A 21,920-nucleotide genomic window follows, 5' to 3' on the forward strand; every position below is an offset into this window, starting at 1 on the left:
TCAAAGTATCTGTCTATTAAAAGTTCAGCGAGAAGGTGATTGAGTATGGCAGAAAAAAATAAGTAACAAATTGATAATTTTTAATGTTTTATGAAATTAACTTTTTTCCTCCAACATAGTCACCTTCTGCTTTCTTGTAGTCCTGTTTTTATGAGCTTGTTTATTGCTTAGATATTTTTGATAAAAATAACTCTACACCAAAGAATTTATTAGTAATTTTTCTGTGGTAACATAGGCTTTTTGTATGCCACACTTTCAAAATTACTGAGAATTATTATTAAATTCTTCTAATGTATCTTTGAGTGCCAAAGTAGGTTAGATGCCAGTTTTATTAGATAAGATTAAGTTCCTTCATCACAACTTCCAACTTCTGAGTAACTTTTGCGTCAGCTTCGCACAAAGGCGGACGCGTTGAACCAACTTGCCAGTTTTGAAGTTGTAATGCTTTTTTAACTGGAATGGGATTTGTGGTTACAAACAAAGCTTTAAATATGGGAAAAAGCCGCAGATGAATGTCTATAGCGACCTTCATTTGACCCGAATTAAAGGCTTGAATCATCTGTTGTAGTTCATTACCTACAAGATGAGAAGCTACACTAACAACACCCTTAGCGCCAACTGCTAACAGTGGCAATGTTAAAGAATCATCTCCAGAGTAAATCTGAAATTCTGTTGGTGTCAAGCGACGGATTTCACTTGCTTGATCCAGATTTCCACTTGCTTCTTTTATACCAACAATGTTTTTAATTTCAGCTAACCGAGCAACTGTTTCGGAACTGAGGTTTTGACCTGTACGACCCGGTACATTGTATAACAAAATAGGCAAGTCACCAGCTGCTTGGGCTATGGCTTGAAAATGTTGGTAAAGTCCCTCTTGTGGTGGCTTATTGTAGTACGGAACAACTTGTAAAGCACCGTGTACTCCTATTTTAGCTGCTTTTTGAGTAGCGGCGATCGCTTCTTTGGTGGAATTGGAACCGCATCCTGCTATTACCAATGCTTTTCCTGCTACCGCTTCTAACACAACGGAAAATAGCTGATATTCTTCCTCCCAACTTAATGTAGGAGATTCTCCAGTTGTGCCACACACCACCACTGTATCAGTACCGTTATTTGCTAGATGCTCTGCTAGTTTTGCTGCTACATCATAGTTAACACTGCCGTCTTCTTTAAACGGCGTAATCATTGCGGTTAAAACTCTACCAAAATCTACCACCCTATTTTTACTCCTGATTTTTTTGTTTTTGTGTTTTGGTGGTTCTTTATTGTAATAACCTATTTGCAAATTACTTTCAAGGGTAGATTGTTGTTTGTTGGTTGTTGGTTGGTTACCAATTACCAATTACCAATTACCCGTTACCCATTCACCAATGAAGGAATTGGTTTAAGTAAACTTTTTTCTACTAATAATTCCGCAATTTGTACAGCATTCAATGCAGCTCCTTTGCGGATTTGATCACCACATAACCACAGTTCTAAACCGCAAGCATGGGAAATATCCTGACGTATTCTACCAACTAAAACTTCATCAATTCCGGTGGCATCAAAGGGCATGGGAAAGTAATTTTTCTGCCAATCTTCCACCAATTTTATACCAGGAGATTTACTTAAAATTTCTCTGGCTTCATCTGGACTAAATGGACTTTCAAATTCTAGATTAATCGCTTCTGAGTGAGCGCGCAGTACGGGAACCCGTACACAGGTAGCAGTAATTCTTATCTGTTGATCACCGAAGATTTTCCGTGTTTCGTTGACCATCTTCATTTCTTCTTCGCAGTATCCCCAATCATTTAATGGGGAATTGTGCGGAAATAAATTGAAAGCCAAGGGATAGGGAAAGACTTCCGCAGCTGGTTGTTTGCCTTCTAATATAGCTCTAGCTTGAGCTTGGACTTCTGCCATTGCTTTTGCACCCGCACCACTGGCAGATTGATATGTAGCTGCAACAATACGTTTGATGGGTTTGATTTGGTGTAGAGGCCACACTGCTACCGCCATTAAAATTGTGGTGCAGTTGGGGTTAGCAATAATACCTTTGTGGTTTGCTGCTACTTGGGGGTTAACCTCAGGAACAACTAAAGGTACTTCTTCCTTCATGCGAAACGCACTGGAATTATCGATAACAATTGCACCTTTTTCTGTGGCTATCGGCGCCCATGTCTTGGAGGTGGAACCTCCAGCACTCGCTAGCACTATATCGACATTTTCAAAGGCGCGATCGCTAACTGGCTCTACTAATAAATCTTCTCCTTTGAACGTTAGTTTTTGCCCTGCACTACGTTCTGATGCTAATAACTTTAATTCTGAAACCGGGAAATTACGACTTTCTAATAATTCCAACAACTCCCTGCCGACAGCACCAGTCGCACCCAAAATAGCTACACAATAGGAATTAGACAAACTGGCTTCCTCCTTGAAGTTTCTTTTTGAATTTTTGAGTCAATTTACAATTTACGCATCTATTAAAACTACAGACTCTTAATAATTTTACAAACCTTGATGATTTACCTTAATAAAGTTTATTTATTAATTTAATACATTTGTTTTTTACTGTTACAAAACCTATATTGTACTTTACAACAATTAATAACTATTAATTTCTTTAATATTTTATAGATCGTATATTATACAGCAAGATCCCTTTTTAGTGTTAGTCATTTTACTATGGCTCGATATTAACTGAGCAAAATGCTTATAAGCAGCCATTATTAACTGTGTACACAGGATGAATAAAAATATGACTCTGACGACACCCCAATACCCTCACTTCCCTACACCTCTTTGTTAGGGTTATAGATACGTAAACTGATTTGCGCTAAAGTGTCAAGAGCTTTCGCATTAGCAGTAAACTGGATCTCTGTTCATCAACATAGATTCAATAAAGCTGATCAAGCCTTGTGGGTAGATTTTCTGCCAATGAGGAACAGCCCAGCAAACGAGAAGTTTGACGTCTGTTGTAGAAGCAATAAGTAAAAAAATACTAGCAGAAAGCAAATAGAGACTAAAGCATGAAAGTTACCCAGGAAAAACTTCCCTCCAGTCAAATCGGTCTGGAAATAGAGATTACACCAGAAAAAACCAAGCAAACCTACGAACAAGTCATCCAAAATTTAAGCCGTTCTGCCAACATTCCTGGGTTTCGTAAAGGCAAGGTGCCACGGCAGATACTGCTACAGCGCCTAGGGACAACTCGAATTAAGGCAGCAGCGCTAGAAGAACTTATTCAAGATGGCATTACAGAAGCCGTCAAACAAGAAGATATCAAGGCGATCGGACAACCACAATTACGTTCATCGTTTGATGACTTGATTAATAATTATGAACCAGGTAAGCCCTTGACTTTTTCGGCGACTGTCGATGTGCCACCAGAAGTCAAGTTGAATCAGTACACTGATTTACATATCAAAGCTGAAGAAATCACCTACGACCCCGCCAAAGTGGATCAAGTCCTGGAAAATGAACGCCAACAAATGGCGACATTGATTCCTGTAGAAGGACGCCCAGCACAGTTGGGTGATATTGTCGTAGTTGACTTTAAAGGCGTACTAGCCAAAGCTGAAGGTGAAGACGAAGCAGCAGAACCAGAAGCAATACCTGGCGGTGAAGCCACTGATTTTCAAGTAGAGTTACAGGAAGACAAGTTTATCCCTGGTTTTGTCACAGGCATAGTGGGAATGAAGCCCACAGAAACCAAGGAAATTTCTGCAACTTTTCCAGAACCCTATGCCAATGAAGATTTAGCTGGAAAACCAGCTATTTTCACTGTAACCCTCAAAGAAATCAAAGAAAAAGAACTGCCAGAGTTGAATGATGACTTCGCCAAAGATGTCAGTGAAAAAGAGACTTTGGCTGAATTACGCACTGACCTAGAAGAGAAATTCCAAAAAGAAGCGGAACAAAAAACTAAAGAGAACAAGCAGGAAGCCCTGTTAAAGGAACTGCTCAAGCATGTAGAAATTGACTTGCCAGAAACAATGATTGAACGGGAAGTCGATAACATGCTCACACAAACAGCTATGCGTCTTGCACAGCAAGGGCTAGATGTCAAGAGGTTTTTTACTGCCGATGTGATTCCGCAATTACGTCAGCGTTCTCGTGATGAAGCCATAGAACGCCTCAAGCGAACCCTAGCCCTAGAAGAAATCAGCAAACGCGAGTCTATTCAAGTTACTGATGAAGAGGTCGCCAGCAAAGTCAAAGAACTTACCGAACAGTTATCTGGGCAAGATTATGACCCAGACCGACTGCAAGAATACGTCAAAGACGAACTGCTGACCGAAAAAACAATCAACTGGCTGCTGGAACATGCAACAGTTGAACTAGTACCCGAAGGTTCTTTGAGTGCAAAAGAAGAATCACCAGCCCCAACAGCCGAAAGCGAGGAACAGATTACCACAGATGCTGAGGAAATAGCACAAGAGGCAACCCCCCCAACAGAAGAGGCAGAATAAATTTGGGGATAGAGGATCAGGGATCGGGGATTGGGCATGAATTCAGTTAACAGTTAACAGTTTAATTTGATAACTGGTAACTGAATTAGTTCTCTCCTTTCCCCCATATTCATACTGTATTCACACGATAAGAAATTATATGAGGCATAATGGTTAACACATACCTAAAATAAAAAACCATTCGCTCATCACAGGCAGCATATGCTGTCTCACCCACTGTTAAATTAAAAGTCAAACATTTGTCTGTATGCTTGTATCGCAGTCGGGGAATTACCCAATTAGCAGTTTGAGTCCTTTTGAAATTCGCGCCCAGAACGGCCCGAGTAACATCGTGCCGATGGTGGTAGAGCAATCTGGCATGGGAGAACGGGCTTTTGATATCTACTCCCGCCTACTGCGAGAACGAATTATTTTCTTGGGAACGCCAATAGATGATACCGTTGCTAACTCCATCGTTGCTCAATTACTTTTCCTAGACGCTGAAGATCCCGAAAAAGATATTCAGCTATACATTAATTCTCCTGGTGGCTCAGTATATGCAGGGATGGCGATATATGATACAATCCAGCAAATTCGCCCGGATGTTGTGACCATTTGCTTTGGATTAGCCGCTAGCATGGGAGCATTTTTACTAGCAGCAGGAACTGCGGGTAAACGTATGTCTTTACCTGATTCGCGGATAATGATTCACCAACCCCTTGGTGGCGCTCAAGGGCAAGCAATTGACATAGAAATTCAAGCAAGGGAAATTCTTTACATTAAGGGCAAATTGAATCAGTTACTGGCACACCATACTGGTCAACCATTAGAAAGAATAGAAGCTGATACTGACCGGGACTTTTTCATGTCGGCTGAAGAAGCAAAAAATTATGGACTGATCGATCAGGTCATCACCAGGCAAAATCTTCCCGCAGCAGGGGAAAACGTCACCATTCTGAAATAAGAGGCTGGTATGTCTAAGTACGACTCCCATTTAAAATGTTCGTTTTGTGGTAAGTCTCAGGAGCAGGTGCGTAAATTAATCGCTGGACCGGGAGTCTATATCTGCGATGAATGCGTTGACTTGTGTAATGAAATTCTAGATGAAGAGTTGCTTGACACAAATAGTGCTGCGTCGCAACCAGCACAACGGTCAGAAGCTCCTCAAAAACGCCGTGCCCGCTCCACCAGTCTCTCGTTCAACCAAATCCCCAAACCACGAGAGATTAAAAAGTATCTAGACGAACATGTAATCGGGCAAGACGAAGCCAAAAAAGTATTATCAGTAGCAGTTTACAATCACTATAAGCGACTGGCGATCGTTCAGTCTAAAAACAATGGCAAAGGAGCAACTGATGATGCCGTTGAACTGCAAAAGTCCAATATTCTTCTAATTGGCCCTACAGGTTGTGGCAAAACTCTTCTTGCCCAAACTCTGGCAAAAATTCTGGATGTACCCTTTGCTGTGGCTGACGCTACTACCCTAACAGAAGCAGGGTATGTGGGCGAAGATGTGGAAAATATTTTGTTGCGACTGCTGCAAGTAGCAGATTTGGATGTCGAAGAAGCGCAACGGGGAATTATCTACATCGACGAAATCGATAAAATTGCTCGCAAGAGTGAAAATCCCTCGATTACAAGGGATGTATCTGGTGAAGGCGTACAGCAAGCTTTGTTGAAAATGCTGGAAGGGACAGTTGCCAACGTACCCCCCCAAGGCGGACGTAAGCACCCCTACCAAGACTGCATCCAGATTGACACTAGCAATATCTTGTTCATCTGCGGTGGTGCTTTTGTTGGCTTAGAGAAAGTGGTGGAGCAGAGAACTGGTAAAAAGTCAATAGGCTTTGTGCAACCAGGGGAAGGTCAAACAAAAGAAAAGCGGGCAGCAGATACTCTGCGGCATTTAGAACCAGATGATCTAGTCAAATTTGGCATGATACCCGAATTCATTGGGCGTGTACCAATGGTGGCAGTGGTAGATCCGCTGGATGAAGAAGCACTGATGGCGATATTGACTCAACCACGTAGTGCCTTAGTCAAGCAGTACCAAAAACTGCTGAAGATGGATAACGTCCAGTTAGAGTTTAAACCGGAAGCTTTACGAGCGATCGCTCAAGAAGCCTATCGTCGTAAAACTGGTGCAAGGGCATTACGGGGTATTGTCGAAGAGCTAATGCTGGAAGTCATGTATGAGTTGCCGTCTCGTAAAGACGTCAGTCGCTGCACAGTCACACGGGAAATGGTAGAGAAGCGTTCCACTGCTGAGCTATTAGTGCATCCTTCTTCCCTACCCAAGCCAGAATCAGCATAAACTAAAGATACGGGGACACGGCGACAAGGTGACACAGGGAAAAAAGATTCTGAGCCTCCCCATTTCCCAATGCCCCGAGTTCCCCACCTCTGACTACTCCTCACCACCTCCTCTTGGAGATGTCTTACATTAATGTCCGTGGCGTAGAGCATTATTACGAGTGGATACGAAAACCATCCATTATTTCTCAACCTAAACCAGTGATGGTTTTTGTACACGGTTGGGCTGGTTCCGCTAGGTACTGGCAAAGTACTGCAACAGCTTTATTGGAAGAATTTGATTGTCTGCTTTATGATTTACGAGGGTTTGGACGTTCGCGTGGTAAGCCGACTGCTGTCACTAAAGCTAGTGAAGTCGTTGCTGAGTCCGATTCTCCCCAGGAAGAATTACAAGCACTTACACAATTAACCTACGAATTAGAAGAATACGCCCACGACTTAGCAGCGTTGTTGAATCAATTACAAATTCAACGCGCTTACATTCATGCCCATTCTATGGGTGCTTCCATCGCTACTCTATTTATTAACCGCTACCCAGAACGAGTAGAAAAAGCAATTCTCACCTGTAGTGGTGTTTTTGAGTACGACGAAAAAGCCTTTGCAGCCTTTCATAAGTTCGGTAGCTACGTCGTCAAATTTCGTCCCCAATGGTTAGCAAAAATACCTTTAGTAGATAGAATGTTTATGGCACGGTTTCTGCATCGCCCTATACCAACAGCAGAAAGGCGTGCTTTCTTACAAGATTTTCTCCTCGCTGATTACGATGCAGCTTTAGGCACAATTTTTACTTCTGTCAGTAAAGCTGCTGCTGAATTAATGCCCCAGGAATTTACTAAAATCACTGTGCCGACGCTGCTAGTGTCAGGAGAATATGACAAAATTATTCCTGCCGAGATGGGACGTCAGGCAGCAAAACTGAATCAAGCAGTTGAATATGTGATGATTCCTGGAACTGCCCATTTTCCAATGTTGGAAGATGCACCAACTTACCTGCAACGGGTGCGGGAATTTTTGTCAAGGGTTAATGGTTAATATTCATTTTATGTGTTTGGTTGTTGTTTATTGGTAGTTGGTTGGAACAAACAACAAACAACCATTAACCCAATCCTAATTCTCTTTTGAGCAAATTAATCGATGTAGTACCGATATAATTTTCACCACACATGAGTTTGGGTGGACGAATAATATCTTCAACACAGTTGTGTAAAGCTGCTTGTGCCGCAGCAAAACTAGGTTTGTCTGTGCTAAAAATTACCTGCGCCCGCTTGACCATTGCTTGAAGTTTGTAACTATCTTTTGGTTGTGAAGTCATCACGAGTATTTCATCTCCCCGTAGACCGTGGAGAATAACTTCTGCGGCTCGAAGCCAGCCAGAACTTAAACTGACTATACCAATACAGCTGTCTTTTGGTAGGTTTTTCAAAAGATTGAACTCTTTAGCGTAGTCTTGGATATCTAAGGGAATTACCCGCACCGCTTTAGGAGCAGCAATCACTTCTACTTCACCGATAAAATATCGACTGGTAACAACGGTAGCAGAGGAGGTTTTATCAAGTACAGCAGGTAATTCTTCCATTGTGACTAGCTGTACTGGTATTTTGAGGCTTTGTTCTAATTCATACACCATTAATTCTCCAGCACCAATATCACCAGCTGGAACAGCTACTAATACTCGGGCGCTACAACGCAAGCGCCAGTCTATTTCTGCCAAAAAGATCTCTCGTGCTTGATTGAGTGAACAGCCGTGAGACAGTAACTCATCTAGTGCTTGTTGCACAACCTTGTATGCTTGAGGATTTTCTTTGAGAATCGGTGATTGCAGTTTGCTACCACCTTCATGGCCTTGGGCGCGGACGTAAATACCTGAACCAGCAAGACTTTCTACCAGTCCGTCATCTTCGAGTTGGCGATAAACCTTGCTAATGGTATTACGGTGTAGCCCAGTTTGCATAGCCAGCGCCCGTGTACTCGGCAATTTATAACCAGGGGGATATTGCCGAGAGGCGATCGCAAACCTAATTTGATTAAACAGTTGAGTAGATGCGGGAATTTCACTGTCTGGCTGAATACGGAACTGAATCATCACCGAGCCTCCCAAGATGCTGGTATAAGAAGGCAGCTAGGCTGCAAGCAGAAAGCTACAAAGCTTATATAATTTGGTTTTTTAGCCTTTTTGACTGCATAGTTATTTTTGCCACACTGCATTAGAGCATACTGTAACCAGCTACAAATTTTACTTGTTAAATATTTTATTTATATATTCAAATTATTCGAGGGAAATTTATAGTACGATAGTGCGTTCATTACCAGTAGTTGATAATTTGATTTGGAATAACCTAGAGGTACTTGCATAGGTATATCTAAAATAATACATAGTACTGGTAAAATTTGTTATGGCACGAGCAATCGATACCGCAACAGTTAATCTCTCACAAGCGGATTTGGAAATAGCTGCTTACTTAGCCCAGCCCCAAGAACCAGGTTCTTACCCAGGAATTATAGTATTGCAGGAAATTTTTGGCGTTAACTCCCACATCCGGGATGTTACAGAACGTATCGCTCGTGAAGGTTATGTAGCGATCGCTCCCGCACTGTTTCAACGTGTCGCCCCCGGTTTTGAAACAGGTTACACACCAGCAGATATAGAGGTGGGTAGAGTCTATGCTTGGGGACAAAGCCAAGCATCGGAATTATTAAGTGATATTCAAAGTGCGATCGACTACCTCAAAACTTTACCGCACGTAAAAAAAGATGGTTTCGGCTGTATAGGTTTCTGCTTTGGCGGTCACGTCGCCTATCTAGCAGCCACTCTGCCAGATATTAAAGCTACTGCTTCCTTCTACGGCGCACGCATTACTAACGCCACACCAGGAGGCGGCGATCCCACCATTACCCGTACAAAAGACATTTCCGGCACTCTCTATGCTTTCTTTGGCATGGAGGACGCTAGCATTCCTGCTGAACAGGTAGACCAAATTGAAGCAGAGTTAGAAAAATATAAAATTCCTCATCGCGTGTTTCGCTACGATGGAGCTGATCACGGATTTTTCTGTGACCAACGTGGCAGCTATAATCCTAAAGCTGCCGCCGATGCTTGGGAACAGGTAAAACAACTGTTTGCACAGCAACTACAAAAATAGTCAACTGTCAAGGGTCAATTGTCAGAGTCATGAAAAACTCTTGACAATGAACAATGGACTCTAGACTCTAGACTAATTAACAATTTGTCTTCACAGGTCATGAATTCTGAAACTAAACTTTCTCACAAAGCCGATTCATCGTTTTCACTAGATGATTTTGCCAAAGCACTGGAAAAACACGACTACCAGTTTCAAAAAGGACAGGTAGTACATGGGAAAGTATTCCAGTTAGATCCTGATGGTGCTTATGTGGATATTGGTGGCAAATCGTCTGCCTTTATTCCTCGTGAAGAGGCTGCTTTGAGAAATGTCACAGATTTGTCTGAGGTGCTACCGCTAAATGAGGAATTAGAATTTTTAATCATTCGCGAACAAGACGCCGAAGGTCAAGTCACTCTCTCACGGCGACAGTTGGAAATTAAACACATTTGGGAACGATTAGCCCAAATGCGGGAGAATTCTCAGACCGTAGAAGTGCGGGTATTAAATGTCAATAAAGGTGGTGTTACTGTTGATCTGCAAGGTTTACGAGGATTTATTCCGCGATCGCACCTGCTAGAACGTGATAATTTAGAATCTCTCAAAGGACAAACTCTGACTGTTAGTTTTTTAGAAATTGATCGCAATAACAAAAAACTTATACTTTCCCAGCGTTTAGCGACTCGTTCCGCTAGCTTCAGTACCTTTGAACTAGGCCAGTTGGTAGAAGGAAAAATTAGTGGTATCAGACCTTTTGGTGTATTTGTAGATATAGATGGCGTGAGTGCTTTACTTCATATCAAGCAGATCACTCAAAAATTTATTGACAATTTGGAAAAAGTATTCCAAGTTGGCCAGTCAATTAAAGCTGTAATTATTGATTTAGATGAGGGGAAAAATCGGGTTGCTGTCTCTACCAGAGTCTTAGAAAACTTCCCTGGTGAAGTATTGGAGAATATGACCGAAGTGATGGCAAGTGCCGAAGCACGTGCAGAAAGAGCCAGGAAGAAGATTACTGAATAGTTTTAGTTAGTGGTTAGTGGTTAGTGGTTAGTTGTTGGTTATTTCCAATGCCCAATTACCCATTACCCATTACCAATTACCGACAAGGACGGATAATATAAATATTCAAGCGGAAATATATAACAACTCTTTTCGTAATTTCTGCAAACTTTCTTCATTAAATGCAAATTTAATTGACTCTACTAAATCACGCCAACAAAGCAAGTGCAGGTTCTCCTGGGGCTTGCCAAAATTCCTCAGCAAAAAACTCTGTCCACCATTTAGGAGCTTGCTTTCTGTATTCTGGGTTTAACTGCTTTCGCCAACGCCTGCGCCATTTGGCCCTTTCTGCTTGAGTTGGTGGGCGGACTCCCACAATCGGCGGAAAATCTGCATAACTGACAAACTTACTCACACCCTTGGCATGGACGTAAACCATGTAGCGCCAGCATTCTATAACATAAATACTTTCTGGCTTGAGATTGAACATCAAGCAAACAGCTTCTTCTGTGACAAATCTGGCTAATGGGTTGATGGTTAGGGATTTGTGGACAATTTTTGATTCACGGATGACAATCGCTTTTGGTGTGGGTAATGATAACATATAGACAAATCCTTTTGAGATGGATACATCCAAATCCCTTCGTGGATAGCTTTTTACGGATGCTGTATCCGTTGAAAAAAGAGATTTGATTGAATGCGAATGCGATCGCCCTTCAGTTTCCTACACCGGGGGGAGATCGTTTTTTAATTTAAAGTGTAATAATTAAACGATAGAATTTCATCATTTGTCAAGATTAAGATGGGATTGATTAGGCTACGAATTAGGGAATTTGCAGGTGAAAAAGGTTGGACGTTAAAAGATGTCTCTGACCGTTCGGGAGTAGCCTATAGTTCAGTGAGAGCTTACGCGCGATCGCCAGGGTTAGCAATGGTAGATTTTACCTCAATTTTGAAAATGGCGCGGGCATTGGATGTGATGATTGAAGACTTGGTTGAAGTAGTAGAAGAGTAGTTTGGTATTAGATGTGATCGCGGATTTTTCCTTGATATTCAGCATTCGGTTGATGGGGCTGTTACTATCAGCCCTAGCTTTGTGGGTATTTGCTCAAATCGCCGACGGAAGTTCTATAACAAGAAACTCAAACGTTCGACCAAAGCATTTTACTGGCAATTCGGCAGATACATACACCCATAGGCGATCGCATAATCCTGGGTATCACTTTTCTAGGTGAACCCGTATTCTTGCTTCTGATTTGTTTGGGAATAGGGATAAGATTACTCTATTATCATTGTCGTTCGCAAGCAACCACTTTGGCTATGGTCGCAGTTGGTGCGGCTGGCTTAAATTATTTAATAAAAGTTATTTGGTAGAGCGCGCCCGCAACTGTGGAATCGTATGTGGAAATAACACGCAAGGGAAATGCTTTGAGAGTAGCTATTCACAGAGACAGACTACGACAGCAATTAAAAGTTGCGATCGCACGTTTACTTTCTCAATTCGCATAGTCAAATTGTGCCAGTTTCTTGATGACAAACCAGGAGTAGCGCGAACCCTTGCTCAACAATTATTAAGATCAGGAACATCTATCGGAGCTAATATCAAGTTCGGTTAATTGCTTACAATTTTATGCTTCGGTGTTGGTCATTGGTTTTTCCGATTACCCTTCGGGTTCGCTACTTTGCCATCTCGGCAGAAGCCAAGACGGCAAGAAGTAGTCTCACCGATTACCCATTACCTATTACCAGCCCACGCGACAGTATAAGTATTTAAGCGAACATGATATAATGTAGAACAAGCGCAAGCTGCACAAAGTAAAGCAGATTTGATTGGCAAAATGATGATTGCGCTCAAAGAATCACGTGAAACTCGGTATTGGCTAAAATTACTCGTTGCATCTGAAATAATACCTCAAGAAAGGATTAGCCACCTCCAAACCGAAGCCGAAGAACTGACAAGAATTTTGGGCGCTATTATAGTCTCCAAAAATAGTGACCGACGCCACCCATCTAATTCTTAACTTCCTCAATTTTTAATTTTTAATTTTTCATTTTTAATTCCTTAACGGAGAGGGTGGGATTCGAACCCACGGATGCTTTCACATCACTCGATTTCAAGTCGAGCGCATTCGACCACTCTGCCACCTCTCCAAAAAAAGCTGCCGAAATATATTCGTCAGCCGTCAGCTAAAAAAGCTGACCAGTAAGTCATTATAACTCAAATTCATGCAGTTTGCACTACTGAACGGGATTTTTCATACAAAATTTCTTCAGCTACTTTGTAGTCGTTGCCAACCCAGATACTAGAAGCTTGGGAAACGACACCATTTCCCATTAGCACAATTGAAAAATTCCGCAGTTTTTGACCATCAGTATCTACAATTCTCGGCACAGCTGCTGCATTTAAGTAAACTGTCCCCTCTGGACTTCTAAACACGCGCTTGCGCAACACTTTTTTGGTGTGTCGTAACGTGTGGTGCATATGACCAAATGTCACCAAAGGAACGGTTTTACCAGCAGTGAGAGTCAGAGAAATCGCCTCAGCTAAATCTGGATCGCCAAAATCACCACCGATAGGATGCCAATCTTTACCACAGGGATCTTCGGGGCGATCGCCTAACCCAGAAGGGCCATTATGACCAACAAAAATAATTGTTTCATAAGCAGCCTTTTTGACTGCGGCAAAAATCCGGGCGGCGGACTCATCCAGATCCGTGACACCATATCGTTCTTTGCAGATATCAGCGAATCGCCATTCTGGCCCACCCCAGCTAAAGGGACGTCCCCCCACCACTGTCAAGTTAAAAGCAGGAATATCCAGTTTCCCATAACCAACATGGGCTGCACCTAATAAATCTAGCTGTTCCTGCACCCAATCTTCTTGAGAACGGTCGTAGGGACACTTTTTCCGTCCCCATTCTGTGGCAGTGTACCATGCATCGTGGTTTCCCATCACTGCTGCCTTGGGAATATCAAGGGATGCGATCGCTCTTACCACTTCTACCGACTCGTTACCAAAATCCCCGACAAACAGCACTAAATCAACACCAAGATGCTTAAGTGCATTGCCATCCTCCACTTCCCATTGGTCGTGAACATCTCCAACTACAGCGATTTTCAATGTTTTTGAATTAGTTGTCTGACTGGTCATGCCACTTTCCTTGCCATATGCTTCCAGCATAGGCAATTCATCAGGATTTTGGCACAACTCCCAAAATTGTCTTATGATTTCACCAAAAGTCGGCGGGAGAACTAATCTGTTTCGAGGGGTAGGAGTTTTGATAGCCCGCCAACTTTGGTAATCGGTAATCGGTAATGAGCATTATTACTTATTACCACAAAATACCCTGGTTTGAGGCGGAGGATGAACTTATCTGATAACTGTCACTTCACCCCATCATGATCAATTGCACTATAGATATCATCGGGTGCGAGTCCTAACCAAGGATCGGAACTGGGAGTTAAAAACAGTTCGGCGTAAACTTTATTACTTGTTTGATTACCCTGCACAAACCATTGATGAATTTGTCTGTGCAACATATATTCATTTCTACAATGTATTTTTGTAAAAAAGCTTGCTGTATTGTTTTGTCACCTTTCTTGGTGTCTTGGTGTCTTGGTGGTGAAAAAGATGATTTTTGAAACACCAAGACACTAAGACACAAAGAATTTAAATTCTTTTACACCCACCTTAACAGGGGTAGTGGTTAGGTGATGTCGAGGAGGATGGATTTATTACACACTCCCAAAGTAATTTGTCAGCTATAAAAATTTCAACAATTCCTGCATTTGCTTTACTCCCACCAACGTATTCGCACACAAAATCCCAGATGCGGCTACCGCAGGGACACCAATTCCTGGCATAGTGCTATCACCTACACGATACAAACCCTGGATGGGTGTGTGGGTTCCTGGAAACATGCCCTTACCTGCTGCGATCGCAGGGCCGTAGGTTCCCTGATATCTTCGTAAATAATAAGCATGGGTTAGGGGTGTACCAATCAGTTCTAACACCACACGCTGTTTGATATCTGGGATTATTTTTTCTAGGGCGCGGTATAAAGTTTCTGCTTTCTGCCGTTTCTTTTGTTCATATCCATCACTGCGTTCCCATCCAGTATAAGGTTCTAGAGTGTAAGCGTGGACTACATGATGTCCTTGGGGGGCAAGTTTTGCATCCCAGACGCTGGGAATTGATACCATACAGGTATTCCCTGGTGTAGTGATATCTTGATTAGCTTCGTGAATTACTACGTGATGTCCCGTTAAATTATCTAAACCATCGGCACGTATACCTAAGTGTAAATGCATAAAGCTATCGACAGTTGGTGTAGCTAAAGCTGCTTGACGTTCAGATGCAGGTAAATGATCAGGATCTAATAGCTGAGTATAGGTATCCCAAATACTGGCATTAGAAATTACTATAGGCGCTTTCAGAATAGAAGACTCCGATAAATCAAGACTGCTCTGTTGTCCTTTTGTCTCATTATCCTTCCTTCGCGATCGCAACCGTACACCTACAACTTTTCCCGATTCCACCAAAATTTGCTCAACATGACACCCCAATAGCAACTTACCACCCCAGCGTTCTAATCCCCGCACTAAGGCGTTCACAATTCCTCCACTGCCACCCACAGGGTACTCAACGCCAGCACGAGAACGTTCACCTAACATAAAAGCTACTTCGGGGGCAATTGTCCCGTGTGCTTTTAAACCCGATAATAAAAAGCATTCTAGGTCAATCAACCGTCTTACCCAAGGGTCTTTGACAGTAGCATCCATGACATTACCTACAGAAGCCTGGACAAGGGGCAAATTAGGTAACATCTTTAACAAAGAGGGTAAATAACGCCCCAGCAGCACAGGTAGTAATTGCCAATCTGCTCTCAGTGCCAGGGCGGGGATACCTTTGATGGCATCATATAAAGGCAACAGACGCTGTTCAAACTGTTCTAATTCCCCGGCACCAACAGGAGTAATTTTAGCTACTTCTTGCCGATAGCGATCGCCATCACTGTAAACTGCCAAAGTTCCTTCGGGAAAATGGTAATGTCCTAATGGGTCATAGCGAACCGCTGCCACAGATTCGCCGATTACATCCAGAACTTGTTTTAGGGGATTTAAACTCTGGATATCTGTCAAACCACAATAAAATGAAGGCCCAGAATCAAATTCAAATCCCCGACGTCTAAAATTATGAGCTGCACCACCAGCAATTGTGTGACTTTCGCAGACAATTACGCGTTTACCATAACGCCCCAGTAAGGCCGCAGCACACAACCCACCAATACCGCTGCCGATGACGATGACATCATATTTATCCTTTGTCATTTGTCATTTGTCCTTTGTCTCTTGTCTAATACTAATAACAAATGATCAATTACCCTTGAGTATTGACCATTGACCCTTGAGTATTGACCATTAACCAATGACCCATGACGAACCATTAATTGAATTAAAAGGTGTTTCCAAGTCCTTTGGTGACAATAAGGTTTTAGATAACATGGATTTGAGGATTTACCGAGGAGAAGCATTAGGGATAATTGGTCCTAGTGGTACTGGTAAATCAACAATTTTACGTGTGATTGCAGGTTTAATTGCTCCAGATACTGGAGAAGTTATTGTACAAGGCGTACGCCGCAAAGGATTGATAGAGGATGGTGCTGATCCGGTTGGCATTGGTATGGTGTTTCAGCAGGCAGCATTATTTGATTCACTCACAGTTGATGAAAATGTCGGGTTCTTTCTCTATCAGCACTCAAAACTGTCGCGATCGCAAGTTCGCAAGTTAGTTGAGGAAAAATTAGAAATGGTGGGATTACCAGGAATAGGCGATCGCTATCCTGCGGAACTATCTGGAGGAATGCGAAAACGGGTAAGTTTTGCGCGTGCAATTATGTCTAATCCCGAAAATCCCAAAGAAGGACCAGAGGTTTTACTATACGATGAACCTACTGCTGGACTCGACCCCATCGCCTCAACCGTGATCGAAGATTTAATTCGACGGTTGCGATTTACACAAGGAGTCTGTAGCACCTACGCAATTGTGACTCACCAAGAGAGTACCATCCGTCGCACAGCTGATAGGCTAGTATTCCTGTATCAGGGTAAAGTACAGTGGCAAGGTACAGTTGCTGAACTAGACCATACAGATAATCCTTTAATCAGGCAATTTATGAGTGGTAGTATATCTGGACCAATTCAGGTAGCAGGATGAGGAGTGTGGGGAGTGTGTAGACACGCTTTGCGCGGCTTCCCGCAGGGTGGGGTATCGGGGGTTAATAATAAATAAATTAATTACTGACTAAATAACTGCTAACCACCAACAACCAACAACCAACAACCAACAAACCACAACCTAATCTAAAATCTAGAAATCTAAGACGGAGGATAAAAAATGCGATCGCGCACATTTCGAGAAGGTTCTGTGGGTTTACTACTGCTCTTAGGAGTGGGTGTGTTTGGAATGATTATCCTCTGGTTAACAAGATTTACGGCTGCTGCAAGTTCATACAAAGCTTTTGTGGAATTTGCCAATGCTGGCGGGATGCAAAAAGGAGCAATAGTTCGCTTTCGCGGCGTCAAAGTAGGCAATATTGCTGCAATCCGACCGGGGCCAAATAATGTAGAAGTGGAAATCGAAATTGCCAATCCGAACCTAATTATTCCCCGTGATGTCAAGGTAGAAGCGAATCAATCGGGTCTGATTAGCGAAAGTATAATTGACATTACGCCTAAATCACCATTACCGAGTGGCGTAGATGTTTCTAAACCATTAGACAGAGATTGCGATCCGAGCCTCATCGTTTGTAATGGTTCACGGTTAAAAGGTCAAATTGGTATCAGTTTGGATGAGTTAATTCGTAGCAGTACTGTTTTTGCCAACATTTATACTCAGCCTCAAATCTACGATAACCTCAACAATACATTAGTAAACGCCTCTAAGGCAGCAGCTCAAGTCGTTGTTCTCAGCCGCGATCTTTCCAACTTGACTAAAACTACGCAAAAGCAATTAAGTGGTTTGTCAACTGCCACAAATTCAGTTGCAAATGCAGCAGAGCAAATCAGTGCATCTACAACTAAAACAACCAATCAATTTAGTAATACAGCGAATGCTTTTAGTTCCACAGCAAAGGATCTCAGCCTCACAGCGAATCAAGCAAGTCAACTGATTAAAAATTTGGATACCTTGCTAAAAAGTAATCGCTCTTCTTTGGTTGGCACTTTAAATAATATTACGGCAACCACCACTGAACTCAGAACTACAGTTAGTAGTTTATCACCTACTCTCAATCGCTTAACACAGGGAGAGTTAATCCAAAACCTAGAAACCCTCTCCGCCAATGCTGCACAAGCTTCAGCTAATTTGCGGGACGCCAGCCAAGCACTCAACAATCCTAATAACTTGTTGGTGTTACAACAAACCCTGGATTCTGCCAGGGTAACATTTGAAAACGCCCAGAAAATTACATCAGATTTAGACGAGTTGACCGGTGATCCAACTTTTCGAGAAAATTTTAGGCAGTTGGTAAATGGTCTAGGTCAATTGCTGTCTTCCACTCAACAAATGGAACAACAAATTGAAGTCGCATCTACACTCAATGCAGTCAAAACAGCAGTGAAAAATCCCAACGCCACAACATTAACAACAAACAATCAATCACAGTTGAAATTTAATATTCCACCTACAAATTTCAAAAGTGCAACTCAAGAAATTCAACCAACAGCTATTGAATTTACTACCTCGCCCTCACAAGAAAAACTATTGCAGAAATTACGTGAATACGGAAAACAACAGCAGGAGGAAGGAGCAGCAAAATAGAACACTACTATCACAGTCTCAATAAAAGATAGATGAAATAACCACACGTTTCTCTAAGAAGAAACTTAAGCTTACTTGTGAAACTTCGATAACGAGTTGTTGGTGTTGCAGATGGATGTGCATCCATTCCTAAGTCTTGCACGATCAATTTCCAAATATGCAATTTTCCCCGTTAGACTCTCTCAGTAGAAAAATTATTGTTGTTGCAATTACCGCATATCAAAAGTATATTTCTCCTCACAAAGGCTTTGCTTGCGCTCATCGAGTACTCTACGGTGGTGAGTCTTGTTCTGGGTACATCAAGCGGGTAATTGCCACTGAAGGGTTACAAGCAGGACTTTTGATGTCTCGCGATCGCTTTGCTGCTTGTAAAGAGGCTAGCCAAATTTTGCTCTCTTGTCAAAGAGTGAAGACGGCAAGGGCAAAAATGCAATTTGTTAACTCTGAGTCTGGGGAAGAAGATGAAGAAGAGGAAGAAGTATTAGAAAATACAAATAAATCTAAATATAAATCCTCATCTACAGGAAAATACTGTTCTAATAAAAGTTACAATAGACACAAAAATTGTGATAATGTAGACTGCGGTAACAGCTTACAAGACTGTAGTTCGTGTCCTGAGATGAGCTGTGACTTTGCCAATGCTATTGGTGATTTAGGGAATTGTGATTGTAATTTACCTGACTGCGGTTCTTTTGATTGTAGCGGGGCTGATTGTGGTTCTCTCGATGGCGGTAGCTGTGGTAACTAGTACAAGCAGGCAGGAAATTATAAAAATATTTTGTATAAAATTTAATTTCTTTTCCTATGTTGATATTGATTTTATGCTGCCCTAGAGCAAAATTTTTACATTCATAAAAGTGCTTCACTTTTATGATATATATGAAATACACAAACCCTATCAAACAACCGTAGATTTGTAGAGGTTCCTAGCAGTGGGCATAGTAGTTGAAAACGTATCTAAGCAGTTTGGCAGTTTCCAAGCGGTTGATCGGGTGAGTCTCGAAATTAAAAGTGGCTCTCTGGTCGCTTTATTGGGGCCATCAGGTTCTGGTAAATCAACATTGCTACGGCTCATCGCTGGTTTGGAAATGCCAGATAGTGGCAAAATAATTTTGACTGGCAAAGATGCCACCAATCAAAGTGTGCAGGAACGCAATATTGGGTTTGTGTTTCAGCACTATGCTTTATTTAAGCACATGACAGTGCGGCAAAATGTTGCTTTTGGTATGGAGATTCGCAAGTTGCCAAGAGCAAAGGTGAAAGCGCGGGTAGAACAATTATTAGAATTGGTACAGCTGAGTGGACTAGGCGATCGCTATCCATCGCAGCTATCCGGTGGACAACGCCAAAGGGTAGCCTTAGCTAGAGCGCTAGCAGCAGAACCGAATGTATTGTTATTAGATGAACCTTTTGGAGCATTGGATGCGAAAGTCCGTAAAGACCTACGCGCTTGGTTACGACGCTTGCATGATGAAGTACATGTAACAACTGTTTTCGTAACCCACGACCAAGAAGAAGCGATGGAAGTTTCTGATGAAATCGTGGTGATGAATAAAGGGCGTGTAGAACAAGTTGGAACACCTGCGGAAATTTACGATCATCCCGCCACAGCATTTGTAATGAGTTTTATCGGGCCTGTAAACGTATTACCGAGTACTTCAAATATTTTCCAAAATAATGGGTTTGATTCGGCACATCCAGAAATGTTCCTGCGCCCCCAAGATGTGATTATCGAAACATCCCCTAACGGCACTACTGTAGCTGCAAGGGTGAGTCGGTTGATACATCTAGGTTGGGAAATTCAAGCAGAATTGACTTTAGATGATGGACAAGTGGTAACAGCACATTTGACACGCGATCGCTTTGATGAATTGAATTTAGAACCGCAGCAAAAAGTGTATGTGAAGCCGAAGGATGCGAAGTCTTTTCCGCTTTATTATTCGATTTGAAAAACTAATACTCGATCACATAGATCCCCGACTTTTTTAAGAAAGTCGGGGATCTGGTAAACTTTAGTTCTTATGTCCTCAGCATAGCTGCCTTGGTTCAATCAACTTGACTTTACTTGCGGCTGTTGTAGCTTTTTCCCGTGCGTGTTGAATATTGCTGCCTTTCGCTAAAGCTACTCCCATGCGACGATAAGGATGGGCAGTTGGTTTACCAAATATTCTAATGTCTACATCTTTTTCTGATAAAGCCTCAGCTACACCTGTATAAGCGATCGCATCTAATTTTTCTGAAGCTAAGATAACAGCACTTGCCGAAGCCCCTAACTGTTCTATACAAGGAATTGGTAAGCCTAAAATTGCTCGCAGATGCAGTTCAAATTCATTCAAATTTTGCGAAATTAATGTTACCATTCCCGTATCATGGGGTCTAGGTGAAAGTTCTGAAAATATTACCTCATCTTGAGTAATAAAAAATTCCACACCAAAAATTCCCGCACCCCCCAAAGCATCAGTAACTTTTTTGGCTATCTCCTGCGCTTGTGCTGTCATTTGTTCGGAAATACCCGCTGGTTGCCAAGATTCTTGATAATCTCCTCTTTCTTGGCGATGACCGATAGGAGAACAGAAAATTGTGGGTGCATTCCATTGCTTAATAGTAAGCAAAGTAATCTCAATTTCAAAATTAATAAATTCTTCTACGATTACCTTTTGAGTGTCACCTCTAGAACCTGCAATCGCATAATTCCACGCTTTTTCTACTTCCGCTTTTTCTTTAACAACTGACTGACCTTTACCAGAAGAAGACATTACAGGTTTGATCACGTTGGGAAAACCAATTTCATCAGAAATCGCAATTAATTCTTCTAGAGTAGAAGCATAACCATATTTTGCAGTTCTGATGCCTAATTCTTGGTGTGCGAGTTCCCGGATGCGATCGCGATTCATCGTATAGTTCGTCGCTGCTGCTGTTGGGATAACTGTAATTCCCCTTGCTTCAAATTCTAGTAACTTTTCTGTTCTAATTGCTTCAATTTCTGGTATGATGAAATCCGGTCGATATTTTTCAACAATTCTTTCCAAATCATCAGCACTCAGCATAGAAATTACTTCTGCACAATCAGCAACTTGCATTGCTGGAGCATTTTCGTAACGATCAACAGCAATGACATAATTACCAAGACGTTGAGCAGCAATTACAAATTCTTTTCCTAGTTCTCCCGAACCCAGCAACATTAATTTTTGTGGTAGTTGGATCGAATTACCTATAAATTTATTCATTGTCTAT

The 21,920-nt window shown here is 42.0% G+C and carries 20 protein-coding genes, 1 tRNA gene and 1 pseudogene; 13 read left to right on the forward strand and 9 right to left on the reverse strand.

Annotated elements, in window-relative coordinates; genetic code table 11:
* Window positions 1-331: 331 nt before the first annotated feature.
* Window positions 332-1,216 (reverse strand): 4-hydroxy-tetrahydrodipicolinate synthase, encoded by an 885-nt coding sequence (gene dapA, locus UYK_RS0105420; RefSeq protein WP_009457969.1) that lies wholly within the window; start codon window positions 1,214-1,216, stop codon window positions 332-334.
* Window positions 1,217-1,356: 140 nt separating this feature from the next.
* On the reverse strand, window positions 1,357-2,400 hold the full coding sequence (locus UYK_RS0105425; RefSeq protein ID WP_016871055.1) for an aspartate-semialdehyde dehydrogenase: 1,044 nt from the start codon (window positions 2,398-2,400) through the stop codon (window positions 1,357-1,359).
* 608 nt (window positions 2,401-3,008) lie between these two features.
* On the opposite strand from UYK_RS0105425, the gene tig reads away from it, so the two are divergent.
* The 4 genes from tig (at window position 3,009) to UYK_RS0105445 (ending at window position 7,775) form a co-directional block, all read left to right on the forward strand.
* A complete protein-coding gene (gene tig, locus UYK_RS0105430; protein WP_009457967.1) occupies window positions 3,009-4,451 on the forward strand; it encodes a trigger factor in 1,443 nt (480 codons plus the stop codon).
* A gap of 247 nt (window positions 4,452-4,698) precedes the next feature.
* A complete protein-coding gene (clpP, locus tag UYK_RS0105435; RefSeq protein WP_009457966.1) occupies window positions 4,699-5,394 on the forward strand; it encodes an ATP-dependent Clp endopeptidase proteolytic subunit ClpP in 696 nt (231 codons plus the stop codon).
* 9 nt (window positions 5,395-5,403) lie between these two features.
* Window positions 5,404-6,744 (forward strand): ATP-dependent protease ATP-binding subunit ClpX, encoded by a 1,341-nt coding sequence (clpX, locus tag UYK_RS0105440; RefSeq protein ID WP_009457965.1) that lies wholly within the window; start codon window positions 5,404-5,406, stop codon window positions 6,742-6,744.
* A gap of 119 nt (window positions 6,745-6,863) precedes the next feature.
* On the forward strand, window positions 6,864-7,775 hold the full coding sequence (locus UYK_RS0105445; RefSeq protein WP_009457964.1) for an alpha/beta fold hydrolase: 912 nt from the start codon (window positions 6,864-6,866) through the stop codon (window positions 7,773-7,775).
* Window positions 7,776-7,839: 64 nt separating this feature from the next.
* Here the strand turns inward: UYK_RS0105445 and UYK_RS0105450 are convergent, their stop codons facing one another.
* Window positions 7,840-8,826, reverse strand: coding sequence for a GntR family transcriptional regulator (locus UYK_RS0105450; RefSeq protein WP_009457963.1), 987 nt, complete (start codon window positions 8,824-8,826; stop codon window positions 7,840-7,842).
* Window positions 8,827-9,136: 310 nt separating this feature from the next.
* Here UYK_RS0105450 and UYK_RS0105455 point away from each other — a divergent pair, with 310 nt between their 5' ends.
* Together UYK_RS0105455 and UYK_RS0105460 are read left to right on the forward strand one after the other, a co-directional pair.
* Complete coding sequence (locus UYK_RS0105455) at window positions 9,137-9,883, forward strand: dienelactone hydrolase family protein (protein WP_009457962.1); 747 nt, start codon at window positions 9,137-9,139, stop codon at window positions 9,881-9,883.
* Window positions 9,884-9,982: 99 nt separating this feature from the next.
* Window positions 9,983-10,885, forward strand: coding sequence for a S1 RNA-binding domain-containing protein (locus UYK_RS0105460; RefSeq protein ID WP_009457961.1), 903 nt, complete (start codon window positions 9,983-9,985; stop codon window positions 10,883-10,885).
* 187 nt (window positions 10,886-11,072) lie between these two features.
* On the opposite strand, the gene UYK_RS24050 is transcribed toward UYK_RS0105460, so the two are convergent.
* A complete protein-coding gene (locus tag UYK_RS24050; RefSeq protein ID WP_016871057.1) occupies window positions 11,073-11,468 on the reverse strand; it encodes a hypothetical protein in 396 nt (131 codons plus the stop codon).
* A 198-nt stretch (window positions 11,469-11,666) separates the two neighbouring features.
* Between UYK_RS24050 and UYK_RS0105470 the strand changes: the two genes are divergently transcribed.
* The 3 genes and pseudogenes from UYK_RS0105470 to UYK_RS0105475 all read left to right on the forward strand — a co-directional run.
* The gene (locus tag UYK_RS0105470) at window positions 11,667-11,879 is read left to right on the forward strand and encodes a helix-turn-helix domain-containing protein (RefSeq protein ID WP_009457959.1); all 213 of its coding nucleotides are present in this window, start codon (window positions 11,667-11,669) and stop codon (window positions 11,877-11,879) included.
* 499 nt (window positions 11,880-12,378) lie between these two features.
* Window positions 12,379-12,480 carry a hypothetical protein gene (locus UYK_RS24840; RefSeq protein WP_373278490.1) on the forward strand — a complete coding sequence of 34 codons (102 nt, stop codon included), beginning with the start codon at window positions 12,379-12,381 and terminating at the stop codon, window positions 12,478-12,480.
* A 183-nt stretch (window positions 12,481-12,663) separates the two neighbouring features.
* A pseudogene (locus UYK_RS0105475) lies at window positions 12,664-12,885 on the forward strand (four helix bundle protein); the annotation flags it as partial.
* 45 nt (window positions 12,886-12,930) lie between these two features.
* Here the strand turns inward: UYK_RS0105475 and UYK_RS0105480 are convergent.
* From UYK_RS0105480 to UYK_RS0105495, 4 genes are all read right to left on the reverse strand, one after another.
* Window positions 12,931-13,015 (reverse strand) — tRNA-Ser (locus UYK_RS0105480).
* Between the two features lie 73 nt (window positions 13,016-13,088).
* The gene (locus UYK_RS0105485; protein ID WP_009457956.1) at window positions 13,089-14,045 is read right to left on the reverse strand and encodes a TIGR04168 family protein; all 957 of its coding nucleotides are present in this window, start codon (window positions 14,043-14,045) and stop codon (window positions 13,089-13,091) included.
* A 203-nt stretch (window positions 14,046-14,248) separates the two neighbouring features.
* Window positions 14,249-14,404, reverse strand: coding sequence for a hypothetical protein (locus tag UYK_RS26680; protein WP_009457955.1), 156 nt, complete (start codon window positions 14,402-14,404; stop codon window positions 14,249-14,251).
* Between the two features lie 222 nt (window positions 14,405-14,626).
* Window positions 14,627-16,195 (reverse strand): phytoene desaturase family protein, encoded by a 1,569-nt coding sequence (locus UYK_RS0105495; RefSeq protein WP_009457954.1) that lies wholly within the window; start codon window positions 16,193-16,195, stop codon window positions 14,627-14,629.
* 97 nt (window positions 16,196-16,292) lie between these two features.
* On the opposite strand from UYK_RS0105495, the gene UYK_RS0105500 reads away from it, so the two are divergent.
* The 4 genes from UYK_RS0105500 (at window position 16,293) to UYK_RS0105515 (ending at window position 20,635) form a co-directional block, all read left to right on the forward strand.
* Window positions 16,293-17,081, forward strand: coding sequence for an ABC transporter ATP-binding protein (locus tag UYK_RS0105500; protein WP_009457953.1), 789 nt, complete (start codon window positions 16,293-16,295; stop codon window positions 17,079-17,081).
* A 180-nt stretch (window positions 17,082-17,261) separates the two neighbouring features.
* Complete coding sequence (locus UYK_RS0105505) at window positions 17,262-18,686, forward strand: MlaD family protein (protein ID WP_009457952.1); 1,425 nt, start codon at window positions 17,262-17,264, stop codon at window positions 18,684-18,686.
* A 157-nt stretch (window positions 18,687-18,843) separates the two neighbouring features.
* Window positions 18,844-19,434, forward strand: coding sequence for a membrane protein insertion efficiency factor YidD (gene yidD, locus UYK_RS0105510; RefSeq protein WP_016871058.1), 591 nt, complete (start codon window positions 18,844-18,846; stop codon window positions 19,432-19,434).
* A gap of 184 nt (window positions 19,435-19,618) precedes the next feature.
* On the forward strand, window positions 19,619-20,635 hold the full coding sequence (locus UYK_RS0105515; protein WP_009457950.1) for a sulfate/molybdate ABC transporter ATP-binding protein: 1,017 nt from the start codon (window positions 19,619-19,621) through the stop codon (window positions 20,633-20,635).
* A 78-nt stretch (window positions 20,636-20,713) separates the two neighbouring features.
* Here UYK_RS0105515 and purT read toward each other — a convergent pair whose 3' ends face one another.
* Window positions 20,714-21,913, reverse strand: a complete 1,200-nt coding sequence (gene purT / locus UYK_RS0105520) for a formate-dependent phosphoribosylglycinamide formyltransferase (RefSeq protein ID WP_009457949.1) — start codon at window positions 21,911-21,913, stop codon at window positions 20,714-20,716.
* Between the last annotated feature and the right edge of the window lie 7 nt (window positions 21,914-21,920).

The sequence above is a fragment of the Fischerella thermalis PCC 7521 genome (assembly GCF_000317225.1).
GTDB classification, from domain to species: domain Bacteria; phylum Cyanobacteriota; class Cyanobacteriia; order Cyanobacteriales; family Nostocaceae; genus Fischerella; species Fischerella thermalis.